This is a genomic window from Photorhabdus luminescens subsp. luminescens (assembly GCF_001083805.1).
Classification (GTDB): Bacteria; Pseudomonadota; Gammaproteobacteria; order Enterobacterales; family Enterobacteriaceae; genus Photorhabdus; species Photorhabdus luminescens.
This window is the reverse complement of record NZ_JXSK01000002.1, coordinates 164663-176725: the sequence shown is the minus strand read 5'-3', so window position 1 is coordinate 176725 and position 12063 is coordinate 164663. Positions and strand designations below refer to the sequence as shown.

Below are 12063 nucleotides of genomic sequence, written 5' to 3'. Positions count from 1 at the left end.
TGCAGCCATTTCAATGGCTGCACTATTGTTTTGAGTGGTTATCCGCAGTTATTAAATATCCTGAAAATAACATCTCATTTCACAGTATACTTATACTTCTAAAGTGCTAAAGGAATATAATAAATAGAATGAATGACAATGATTTCATCATATTTATTTAAAAATTTTTGTCATTGATTTAATTAAATTAATGATTTATTGGTAATAATATATTTTTATTATTGTGCAATATAAATGTTATTCACGATCTTTGCATGATTTATATTGGTTTGATTTGGGAGTTAAACCAATAACTTGAATTATTTTGGTGCTTATATTTATAATGATAATATATGACTGGATAATTTTTAAGTTGAATAATTGATTAATTATAATTAAAAAATAGCAATGTATCACAAAGATATTTTCTTCAATTAATGGAAGAAAACATGTATAAATTAATTATTGGGAAAGTCGATCTTTATTTTCATTTAATTTCTTTGCAAGATATTCAATAAAAACACGTATTTTTGCAGGTAAAAACCGTGTTGGTGTATAAAGTATCCAGGCTTCACCGCAATAGTTAGTTTTAAATATCCAGTCAGGTAGAACTTGTACAAGTTTACCTTCTTCCAATAGAGGACGTGCAACAAAGTAAGGAAGACTTCCTATTCCTATATTTCTTAATATAGCATCAAGTCTCACTCCGGTATGATTAGCAGAATAGCGGCCATATACTTTTATTTTCATAATCTTGTTATTTTTGCGAAATCGCCATAATGAATCATTTGGCTCTTCACCAAGATAAATACAGTTATGATTTTTCAGATCATTTGGAAGTACCGGTGTGCCGTGTGTTTTGAGATATTTAGGAGTAGCGCAAATCATATGATTTATATTCATTAAACATCTCCCCATTAGACCCGGTGACGGTTGGTCTGTAATTCTAATAGCTAAGTCAATTTGGTCGTCAATCAGGTCAATTGTGCGATCTTCAAGCAGTAGCTGGATATCTATTTTAGGATAACGATTTAAAAATTCAGGTATATGTGGGTGTACAATAAAGTGACCGACAGCTTTCGGAATACTTATCCGAATTAATCCTTGTGGTACTTCGCTGGATCTAGCTGAAGTTTCCATAACTGCTTGTGCCGCATTGAACATTTCACAGCATTTTTCGTAAATTTCACGTTGGTTTTCACATAATTTAACCTTGCGTGTTGTTCTCTGCAAAAGCCTGACTCCTAGAGCTTTTTCAAGTCGGGTGACAGAACGACTTATGGCAGATGGCGTGGCGCCTAATTGCCGTGCAGCATCGGTAAAGCTTCCTGCATCAACTACCTTTACAAATATGGCCATTTCGCTCATCAATGATAGCGTTTTATTTGTGCTCACGAGGAAAAAGTCCTTTGTTGGCAAGGGGATTTATTGTTCTTAATAGCGTTAATATAATATAAAAAATATCAATTGGAGTAAGTAAATATGACAGTTCAACTCTATTTCAATAGTTCTGCTTCCGTCGTGGAAGTTCAGGTTTTGAAGTGTATCGCCCGTGATGAGCAAACTTATGCAGTTTCGCTTGATGTAACCCCCTTTCATCCACAAGGAGGAGGTCAACCTTCTGACACCGGTTGGCTGGATAATGTTTGTGTGATTCATACCATTATGGAAAATGATGAGATCATACATCTGACAAATGGCTATCTTCCACCAGGAAAAGCGATAGCTCGAATTGATGAAGATGCCAGGATACTACATTCACGTTATCATTCTGCTGGTCATATTATCGGACATATTCTGGAAAAAGAAGGATGGATTCCTATAAAAGCTCATCATTGGCCTGGGGAGGCTAAAGTCACGTTTTCTCCAACAGAACAAGCTCAAGAACTCACCCTTGAATCTATTAGTGAATTATGTAGTCAGCTCATAACAGAAAATTTAGCCTGTAGAGTTTCAATGAATAAATGCGGGCTTAGAGAAGTGAGTTTTGGAACATTACCGCCTTATGCATGCGGTGGTACACATGTTAATTATCTGGATGAGATTAAAAATATAGTCATTGAAAAAGTGAAAAATAAAAAGGGGAAACTGACAGTTAACTACAAAGTTTAATCATATTGTATATCAGAATATTTTTGTGTTGCTTTTATGAAGGTAATTCATAAAAGTATGTAGTTTACATGTTTGAGATTTTATGATGAAAAAATAATTTTCTTGAAATTAAACCAATTTATAACTTTGGAGATACTAAAAATTATTTCAGAAAGAATTATAGTGGAAGTTTTTAAAAGTTATGTTGAGAATGCTGTAAATAATATAAATGATTTTCTTTTCTGTAAGATTATTATTTTGGTGGGATAGTTAGCTCTATAAAATATTATTATTCTTTTATTAATATTATAATTGGCTTCAATATAACCAAGTTATTCTTATTTTATGCGCTATATTATTCATATAGCGCATTCAATTTATGATCTAAAATTTTCGGAAAAAAGTTATTTCAACCAACCTTTCTTCTGTGCGATTTCCAGTTGTGGCAGTAGATATTGCCATAATTCAGGATAGACATCGGCAATGAATTTATTGCGGCTAATCACCTGCTCAAAACGAATACCGTCTTCTACCCAACTTTGTCCTTTATTGTACAGATTCATCAACATCGGCATTAGTCTATCCAGCGTAAGAGCAAAACGGGCGTCTTGGCTTTCTGCTGCTTCATACTCTTGCCAAAGTGACATAAAATGATTTTTCTGTGGTTCGGGAAGTAAACCAAAAAGACGATCGGCGGCTTTGATTTCCTGTTCATGAATGGCTTCACGGGCTGCTAAATCGTAAACCATCACATCACCCGCATCAATTTCTACAATATCGTGAATTAATGCCATTTGAATAACCCGCTGGATATCTACCCCTTTTACATAGGGCGCAAAACTCATTGCGGCGATAGCAAAATGCCAGCTATGCTCGGCTGAATTTTCCCGACGATGGTTATCCAGTAACTTAGTTCGCCGTTGAACGTTTTTCAGCTTATCCAATTCCATCAAAAAACTAATGACATCAGTAAAAGGGCCAAAATCAACGGCAGGTATTGCTAACGACATATAAACCTCATTAATTATTTTTCTTCATCGAGAGAATAAGGCAGAGGCTGAATAGTTAATGCATGTCCCTCATCGTCACGGACACGGAATACACTATTGCTTTCCATATCATTATTCATGACGACCTGTACCCAGACACTATCATCATTCAGCTTAACGGCAGCCAAAACGGTACCCGTTCTCCGCCACTTATCTCCTAATTGCCATTCCAAATCATCTCCGGCTACAGGAATTTTGGCAGCACTGCCAGCCAGCCAGTACATTGCTCGTTTATTCGCTCCGCGATATTTAGCACGGGCCACCATTTCCTGACCGGTATAACACCCTTTTTTAAAACATATTCCTCCTTCTAGTGCCTGAAGGTTAGTTGCCTGAGGAATAAATTGCGCACTGTTTGCCGCATCAATAACTGGGAAGCCAGCTTCAATATCCAGAGCTAACCACTGTTGGCTATTATTAAGCTGAGCTTGAAGTTTTTCTGTTAACTGCTCAGCAGTTGCTGTATCGGTAATCAACATGAAACGCTCAGATGGCAGGGTAAAATGGAGCAAAGTCGTCGTTTCATGTTCAACGACAGCATTATCAGCATCGGGTAGTGTTGGGAAAATATTATTCAGTGCCTCGCGGCAATTTTTACCTGCAACACCAAGCAATACTGCGTTTTCATCCTGAACTAGCGTCATTTTGGAGAATACGGCATATTTTTTCAGTTCTGTAAGCTGGTTTTCCAGCACACTGCGGCGCTCAATATAAGCAAGGCTTTCACCACGATGGAAGAGGCGCAGATTACTCCGCATTTTGCCTTTTGCATCACAGTGAGCGCTAAGCACATGTTGATTCGTTGCAAGTGCGGAAATATCTGCTGTAACCTGACCTTGTAGATATTTTTCTGTATCCGGTCCAGTTGCGGTTACCAAGCCCCAGTCATCCAGAGATATTAACGTCAGCGGAAGGGTTGATGAAGACAATGGAGATTGTGAAGAAAACGGAGTTTTATAAGCCATGACACATCCTGCCAGTCAGATATTTGAGCCAATGATGCATAATGGTAAAAGAGCTGAGGCACAATGCAAGTAGTTATTATTGCTATTAGCTGGCATGATGCATAAGTTTGCCGGGCGACTTAAATGGCTAATAGCGTTAAAACTAACAATGAGAATTAAAAAGGGGATTTTTTGAACATGGATATTGATAATAAAGCACGTATTCATTGGGCATGTCGGCGTGGAATGCGTGAGCTGGATATTTCAATTATGCCGTTTTTTAAGTATGAATATGACTCGCTCAGTGATGATGATAAACGACTTTTTATTCGCTTGCTTGAATGTGCTGATCCTGATCTATTTAACTGGCTAATGAATCATGGACGTCCAGAAGATGGAGAGCTATTTCGCATGATTAAACTTATTCAGAATAGAAATAAAGATCGTGGTCCTGTGGAGGTGTGATCTCAGGGTATCTTGGCATACCCAGTTAATTTCCACCTGTGTTCATGGTGCAATCGCGCTTATCGTGCTGCTTGCTCCGTGGCCTGCGGATGACGCTATTTTCTGGATTTTCTGGCTTCCTTTGGTACTGTTGATTATTGCCAGTTGGGGGCGTAGCCAGAAAAATATCCGTAAATCACAAGGGCTTTTAGTTCTGTTCAGTGATAATAAGTTGCAATGGAAGAAGCACGAGTGGCGAATTGTCCGACGACCATGGCTGTGTCGTTATGGCATATTAATTACGGCTCAATCTTTTTATAACCAGAAAAAAATCCGTTTATGGGTCGCATCCGATGGTATGTCACAGGATGAATGGAGGAATATTAATCAACTGTTGTTGCAATATCCTAATATCTGATTGAGCTGAAATTTTCCTGATTTAAAGCAGAGGCTCCATTTCTTGCAGGATTTGCATACACCATTGCGATAAACGATCATCAGTTTGTTCATACTGGTTTACGTCATCTAATGCCAGCCCGACAAATTGTGAGCCATTATCCGTTAATGGTTTCGGGCTGGTAAATTCATAACCTTCAGTCGGCCAGAAGCCAATGAAATGCGCGCCTGAAGGGCGTAAATGGTGATATAGCATACCGAGAGCGTCAAGAAACCAATCGCCATAATCAATTTGATCGCCCATGCCATACATGGCGACAATTTTTCCCTGTAAATCGAGGGAAGGGATTTGATCCCAAATAACCAGCCAATCTTCCTGTAATTCGCCAAAATCCCATGTTGGGATGCCAAGAATTAGTACAGAGTACTGTTCCATTAATTCAGGGGCTGTTTCTTTGATATTGTGGAGATCAACTAAATCCTCACCAAGGATATCGCGAATTTTCTCTGCTACCATCTCGGTGTAGCAGGTACTGGAGCCGTAAAAAAGACCAATCTTCATCATTAATCATTATGGTTTTTGAATATCTGGATTGGCATTGTAACAGAAGAATTGCTTTTTCAGGCATAATAGCCAGCAGAGATGTGCAGATTTAAGGAAAGCGTTTCGTGTCAAAACAACCAACTCAGTTGACTAATCCACTGATAGAACAATTTCTTGATGCTATCTGGTTGGAACATGATCTTGCGGAAAATACGCTTGCTTCTTACCGGTTGGATTTGCAAGCACTGGATAACTGGTTGATACATCATGGTCATAATTTATTATCTGTCCAGACGATAGATTTACACTCTTTTCTGGCGGAACGCATGGATGGAGGGTATAAAGCCAGTAGTTCGGCGCGTTTACTCAGTGCTATGCGCCAGTTGTTTCTCTATTTTTATCGGGAAAAAATGCGGGAAGATGATCCGACCGCGCTTTTGTCTGCACCAAAATTACCAAAGCGATTGCCTAAAGATTTGAGTGAAAAGCAGGTAGAAAATCTACTTAATGCGCCCTGTATAGATCAACCGGTGGAGCTAAGGGATAAAGCAATGCTTGAAGTGCTTTATGCCTGTGGTTTGCGGGTATCTGAGTTGGTGGGATTGACACTTTCCGATGTCAGTTTGCGTCAAGGCGTGGTGAGAGTGATTGGTAAAGGAAATAAAGAACGGTTAGTGCCTTTAGGGGAAGAAGCGATTTACTGGTTAGAGCATTATCTGGAATATGGAAGAGCCGGGTTGCTGAATGGCGCAACGTTGGATGTCCTTTTTCCTAGCAATCGGGGGCGACAAATGACCCGACAGACATTCTGGCATCGTATTAAACATTATGCGCTGCTGGCTGGAATCGACGCTGAACGGTTATCTCCCCATGTTTTGCGTCATGCATTTGCCACACATTTGCTTAATCATGGCGCGGATTTACGCGTTGTGCAGATGTTATTGGGGCATAGTGACCTATCCACAACACAAATATATACTCATGTAGCAACAGAACGGCTTAAATTGCTACATCAACAACATCATCCGCGTGGGTGAGCATGGATTTAAAGGAACCGAAAATGAAAAAAAGCGTGTTATGTTTCCCTCTTTTGCTGGCCTGGTTTAGCGGAAATGCGCTTGCTGAGGATGATGCTGTCCATAGAACAATGCAGAAACTAGGGATAAAAGCAGAAAACATCCAGCCATCGCCGATTGTTGGTTTAAATATGGTAGTGACCGAGCAAGGGATCATTTATCTATCTGATGACGGTAAATATTTATTGCAAGGGCCAATCTATGATGTCAGTGGTAGCTCTCCTGTGAATGTCAGTAATCAATTGTTGATGAAAAAACTGGAAGCAATGAAAGATCAAATGATCATCTACAAAGCGCCGGAAGAGAAGCATGTGGTTACCGTTTTCACGGATATTACCTGTGGTTACTGCCATAAATTGCATGAAAGCATGAAAGAGTACAATAAACTGGGTATTACTGTGCGCTATCTGGCATTCCCTCGCCAAGGTATGCAGCACCAATCTGCTAAAGATATGCAATCTATCTGGTGCAGCGCGACACCGCAGAAATCACTGGATGCTGCATTTAGAAATGATGATGTTTCGCCAATTAAGGGCTGTAAAGTGGATATTGCTAACCATTACAAACTGGGTCTACAGTTTGGCGTGCAGGGAACGCCGGCGATTGTCCTTAATGATGGCAGCCTGTTAGGTGGATATATGCCGCCAGAGGCTTTGGCAGCAGCACTGGCGCAACGTGGTAAATAAGTTTAGTGAATATTGAAACACAACTTCGCCGCCGTCCGGCGGTGGATGACAGCCATCTTCCACAACAGATTCATCCATTACTGCGTCGTTTATATGCCATTCGTGGTATTCAGCAAGAGAATGAATTGGAACGTGGCGTTCAAGGGTTATTGAGTTATCAGCATCTGAGTGGTGTGGAACAGGCGGTGGCGCTCTTGTTGACAGCACTTCATGAACACTGGCGTATTGTTATTGTCGGTGATTTTGATGCTGATGGCGCGACCAGTACGGCATTGGCGATCCGCTCATTACGCTCGATGGGATATCGCCATCTGGATTATCTGGTGCCAAATCGTTTTGAAGATGGTTATGGTTTAAGTTCACAGGTGGTGCAAGAGGTCGTCAAAAAAGGCGCTGACTTGATTATTACCGTGGATAATGGCATCTCTTCCCATGAAGGGGTTGCGGTTGCCCATCAGCACCATATAAAAGTCATTGTCACGGATCATCACTTGCCGGGTGACGTTTTGCCAGCCGCTGATGCCATTATTAATCCCAATTTGTCTGATTGCTCGTTTCCGTCTAAATCATTGGCTGGGGTTGGCGTCACATTTTATCTGATGTCTGCTTTAAGGGCGGCGCTGAGAAAAGAGCAGTGGTTTGAAAAGCAAGGAATCGCGTTGCCGAATCTGGCGGAAATGTTGGATTTGGTTGCGTTAGGCACCGTTGCCGATGTTGTGCCTTTGGATACTAATAACCGGATTTTAGTTTATCAGGGCTTGAATCGTATTCGTGCAGGGCGTTGTTGCGCGGGGATACGTGCATTACTGGAAGTTTCCAAGCGTGATGCTTATAAGCTGACAGCCAGTGATTTGGGCTTTTTTCTGGGGCCAAGACTGAATGCCGCCGGTCGCCTCGATGATATGTCCATTGGCGTCACTTTATTGCTTACTGACGACATGACAAAGGCGCGTCAGATAGCTTGCGAACTCGACAGTCTTAACCATACCCGGCGTGAAATAGAGCAGGGAATGCAACAAGAAGCACTGCAAATCTGTGACAAACTTGAACGTACCAGCACTGAGTTGCCTTATGGGCTAGCGCTTTACCATCCAGAATGGCATCAAGGGGTAGTCGGAATTCTGGCTTCCCGGATTAAGGAACGTTTTCATCGGCCGGTTATCGCTTTTGCTCCGGCGGGGGACGGTATTTTGAAAGGTTCAGGTCGTTCAGTGCAGGGGTTGCATATGCGTGATGCCCTTGAGCGGCTTGATACCTTGCATCCGGGGTTGATACTTAAGTTTGGCGGTCATGCAATGGCGGCCGGTTTATCACTTGAACAGGATAAATTTGAACGATTCCAGCATCACTTTTCTGCATTAATGGCGGATTGGTTAGATATTTCTCAACTTGAAGGTGTTATCTGGAGTGATGGTGAATTAACGATCAATGAACTGTCATTGGATATTGCAGAAATGTTGCGTGATGGCGGTCCTTGGGGGCAGGCATTCCCGGAACCGGTTTTTGACGGTAGATTCAAACTACTGCAACAGCGCATTGTTGGAGAACGCCATTTAAAGGTGATAGTGGAGCCATTAAACGGTGGTCCGATGCTGGACGGTATCGCGTTCAATATCGATCCTACTCGCTGGCCGGACAACAGTGTCCGCGAAGTGGAACTTGCCTATAAACTGGATGTTAATGAATTTCGCGGCAACCGTAATGTACAGCTTTTGATCCAGCATCTCTGGCCTTATTGACAGTTTGATGAGCAGATAGTCAGTCACTGTCACGTACTCTTTATGAATGCGTGACAAATCTATTGAAGTGCTATAAACCCTGTGGCGAATCCGCTACAATACGCGGTTCGAAAATTATCCATTTATCTACGACTACACAACGTAAGACACGAAAATATGTTTGAAATTAATCCGGTAAAAAACCACATTCAGGACCTGTCTGAGCGGACAACGGTTCTGAGGGGGTATCTTTGACTACGATGTCAAAAAAGAGCGTTTAGAAGAAGTTAATGCTGAATTGGAACAGCCTGATGTTTGGAATGAACCGGAGCGGGCACAGGCTTTGGGTAAAGAACGTTCCTCATTAGAAGAGATTGTCGAAACGATTGATCAGCTTGAGCAGGGACTGGAAGATGTACAAGGTTTACTGGAACTGGCAGTAGAAGCTGATGATGAAGAGACCTTTAATGAAGCTGTGGTAGAGCTGGAACAGCTTGAAGAAAAATTGGGTCAATTAGAATTTCGCCGCATGTTTTCTGGCGAGTACGACAGTGCTGACTGTTATCTTGATTTGCAGGCAGGTTCTGGTGGTACTGAGGCTCAAGATTGGGCAAGTATGCTGATGCGTATGTATCTGCGTTGGGCTGAATCCAAAGGCTTTAAGACTGAAATCATTGAAGAATCAGATGGTGAAGTTGCTGGCCTGAAATCAGCGACCATTAAGATCATGGGTGATTATGCTTATGGTTGGTTGCGTACTGAAACCGGTGTTCACCGTTTGGTACGTAAAAGCCCATTTGATTCTGGCGGCCGTCGCCATACTTCATTCAGTTCTGCTTTTATCTATCCCGAAGTGGATGATGATATTGATATTGAAATTAATCCGGCAGACTTACGTATTGATGTTTATCGTGCGTCTGGCGCGGGTGGTCAGCATGTTAACAAAACAGAATCTGCGGTGCGTATTACCCATATTCCAACCAACATTGTGACTCAGTGTCAGAATGATCGTTCTCAGCATAAAAACAAAGACCAGGCGATGAAACAGCTAAAAGCGAAGCTGTATGAACTGGAGATGCAGAAAAAGAACGCTAACAAACAGGAAATGGAAGAGAATAAATCCGATATTGGTTGGGGTAGTCAAATTCGCTCTTATGTTCTGGATGACTCACGCATCAAAGACTTGCGCACTGGCGTTGAAACGCGTAATACACAAGCGGTGCTGGATGGCGATCTAGATAAATTCATTGAAGCAAGCCTTAAAGCTGGCTTATGAGGAACTAAAATGTCACAACAACAACAGGGGGCGGAACAGGCTCCTGATTTAAATAATGAATTGCAAACTCGGCGCGAAAAACTCGTAGCTTTACGGGAGCAGGGTATTGCATTCCCGAATGATTTCCGTCGTGAAAACATCTCAGAAGATTTACACGCGAAATACGACGACAAAACTCAGGAAGAGTTGGAAGCGCTGAATATTGAAGTGACGGTGGGTGGTCGTATGATGACGCGTCGTATCATGGGTAAGGCTTCTTTCGTAACGCTACAGGATATGGGCGGTCGTATTCAGTTATATGTTGCTCGTGACGATCTGCCGGAAGGCATTTATAACGAACAGTTTAAAAAATGGGATCTGGGAGATATTCTGGGAGCTAGCGGCAAACTGTTTAAAACCAAAACCGGTGAACTTTCCATTCACTGTACTGAACTGCGTCTGCTAACAAAAGCGCTGCGTCCATTGCCGGATAAATTCCACGGCTTGGCTGATCAGGAAACCCGTTACCGTCAGCGTTATTTGGATCTGATCGCCAATGACGAATCGCGCAAAACTTTCCAAATTCGTTCTCAAGTCTTATCGGCCCTACGTAGCTTTATGGTCAGTAAAGGCTTTATGGAAGTAGAAACGCCAATGATGCAGGTAATCCCTGGTGGTGCGGCAGCTCGTCCATTTACTACTCACCATAATGCGCTGGATATTGATATGTATCTGCGTATTGCGCCGGAACTTTACCTGAAACGTCTGGTTGTTGGTGGTTTTGAACGTGTATTTGAAATTAATCGCAACTTCCGTAACGAAGGCGTATCTCCGCGTCATAACCCTGAGTTCACCATGATGGAACTCTACATGGCTTACGCGGATTACAAAGATTTGATCGTCCTGATAGAAGAGCTATTCCGCACGCTGACGCAGAATATTTTGGGGAATACCCTGGTTAAATATGGCGAGCAGGAATTTGATTTCGGTAAACCATTTGCTCAAATGACTATGAAAGAGGCCATTTGCAAATATCGTCCTGCAACCAACATGGCTGATTTGGATGATATGGATAAAGCGGTGGCTATCGCTGAGTCTCTTGGTATTGAAGTGGAAAAAGGTTGGGGCCTTGGTCGTGTTCAGTGTGAAATCTTTGAAGAAACGGCTGAAAGCAACTTGATTCAACCCACATTTATCACTGAATATCCGGCAGAAGTTTCTCCGCTGGCGCGTCGTAATGATGAAAATCCGTTTATCACTGACCGTTTTGAATTCTTTATTGGTGGACGTGAGATTGGTAACGGCTTCTCGGAATTGAATGATGCCGAAGATCAGGCTGAACGTTTTGCTGAGCAAGTTCGCCAGAAAGACGAAGGTGATGACGAAGCCATGTTCTACGATGAAGATTATGTCACGGCTTTGGAACACGGTATGCCGCCAACCGCCGGTTTGGGTATTGGTATTGACCGTATGATTATGTTGTTGACAGATAGCCATACTATCCGTGATGTCATTCTGTTCCCGGCAATGCGCCCGCAGAAATAACAGCTTGAACTAATTCAAATTCCAACTCCCCTGTGGCATAGCTGCCGGGGGGAGTTTTTATTTTCAACTGCCTGAAATATAGACAACTTAAACAGATAATGGCTTGCTGATGCCAACGAAGTCGCTATAATAATTTATGTTATCCCTAAGCGAGCGTAGTTCAATGGCAGAACGAGAGCTTCCCAAGCTCTATACGAGGGTTCGATTCCCTTCGCTCGCTCCAGTTTTGTTTCTTCCTAAAAAATGCTGAGTAGTTCGCATTGAAAATATATCTTTTGATATGATGTAAATAAGAGCAAAAGAATTTACGAATAATAACCGATATAAGTTAATAAC

General features: G+C 41.9%; 12 protein-coding genes and 1 tRNA gene. 9 read left to right on the top strand and 4 right to left on the bottom strand.

Features of this window, described 5'->3' with window-relative positions:
- Positions 1-441: 441 nt before the first annotated feature.
- Positions 442-1374 carry a LysR family transcriptional regulator gene (locus TI10_RS05690; protein ID WP_049582318.1) on the bottom strand — a complete coding sequence of 311 codons (933 nt, stop codon included), beginning with the start codon at positions 1372-1374 and terminating at the stop codon, positions 442-444.
- An 87-nt stretch (positions 1375-1461) separates the two neighbouring features.
- On the opposite strand from TI10_RS05690, the gene TI10_RS05685 reads away from it, so the two are divergent.
- Entirely contained in the window at positions 1462-2091 is a 630-nt protein-coding gene (locus TI10_RS05685) for an alanyl-tRNA editing protein (protein ID WP_049582317.1), read from the top strand.
- Positions 2092-2474: 383 nt separating this feature from the next.
- On the opposite strand, the gene TI10_RS05680 is transcribed toward TI10_RS05685, so the two are convergent.
- A complete protein-coding gene (locus TI10_RS05680; RefSeq protein WP_049582315.1) occupies positions 2475-3080 on the bottom strand; it encodes an HD domain-containing protein in 606 nt (201 codons plus the stop codon).
- A 14-nt stretch (positions 3081-3094) separates the two neighbouring features.
- A complete protein-coding gene (gene ygfZ, locus TI10_RS05675; protein WP_049582313.1) occupies positions 3095-4084 on the bottom strand; it encodes a tRNA-modifying protein YgfZ in 990 nt (329 codons plus the stop codon).
- Between the two features lie 177 nt (positions 4085-4261).
- Here ygfZ and sdhE point away from each other — a divergent pair, with 177 nt between their 5' ends.
- Positions 4262-4528, top strand: coding sequence for an FAD assembly factor SdhE (gene sdhE / locus TI10_RS05670; protein ID WP_049582312.1), 267 nt, complete (start codon positions 4262-4264; stop codon positions 4526-4528).
- Complete coding sequence (locus TI10_RS05665) at positions 4509-4925, top strand: protein YgfX (protein ID WP_049582311.1); 417 nt, start codon at positions 4509-4511, stop codon at positions 4923-4925. Before sdhE ends, TI10_RS05665 begins: the two co-directional genes overlap by 20 nt.
- 21 nt (positions 4926-4946) lie before the next feature.
- On the opposite strand, the gene fldB is transcribed toward TI10_RS05665, so the two are convergent.
- Positions 4947-5465, bottom strand: coding sequence for a flavodoxin FldB (fldB, locus tag TI10_RS05660; protein WP_049582310.1), 519 nt, complete (start codon positions 5463-5465; stop codon positions 4947-4949).
- 107 nt (positions 5466-5572) lie between these two features.
- Here fldB and xerD point away from each other — a divergent pair, with 107 nt between their 5' ends.
- The 6 genes from xerD (at position 5573) to TI10_RS05630 (ending at position 11950) form a co-directional block, all read left to right on the top strand.
- The gene (xerD, locus tag TI10_RS05655) at positions 5573-6484 is read left to right on the top strand and encodes a site-specific tyrosine recombinase XerD (protein ID WP_049582309.1); all 912 of its coding nucleotides are present in this window, start codon (positions 5573-5575) and stop codon (positions 6482-6484) included.
- A 23-nt stretch (positions 6485-6507) separates the two neighbouring features.
- Positions 6508-7209, top strand: a complete 702-nt coding sequence (gene dsbC / locus TI10_RS05650) for a bifunctional protein-disulfide isomerase/oxidoreductase DsbC (RefSeq protein WP_049582817.1) — start codon at positions 6508-6510, stop codon at positions 7207-7209.
- A gap of 5 nt (positions 7210-7214) precedes the next feature.
- A complete protein-coding gene (recJ, locus tag TI10_RS05645) occupies positions 7215-8948 on the top strand; it encodes a single-stranded-DNA-specific exonuclease RecJ (protein ID WP_049582308.1) in 1734 nt (577 codons plus the stop codon).
- Positions 8949-9104: 156 nt separating this feature from the next.
- Positions 9105-10203 (top strand): peptide chain release factor 2 gene (gene prfB, locus TI10_RS05640; RefSeq protein ID WP_132345410.1). Its coding sequence is split into 2 segments (ribosomal slippage): positions 9105-9179 and positions 9181-10203, totalling 1098 coding nucleotides; the frame shifts between segments, so codons are not numbered across the junction.
- Between the two features lie 9 nt (positions 10204-10212).
- Positions 10213-11727: a lysine--tRNA ligase gene (lysS, locus tag TI10_RS05635; RefSeq protein ID WP_049582307.1), complete on the top strand. Its 1515-nt coding sequence runs from the start codon at positions 10213-10215 to the stop codon at positions 11725-11727.
- Between the two features lie 149 nt (positions 11728-11876).
- Positions 11877-11950, top strand: a tRNA-Gly gene (locus TI10_RS05630).
- Positions 11951-12063: the final 113 nt, after the last annotated feature.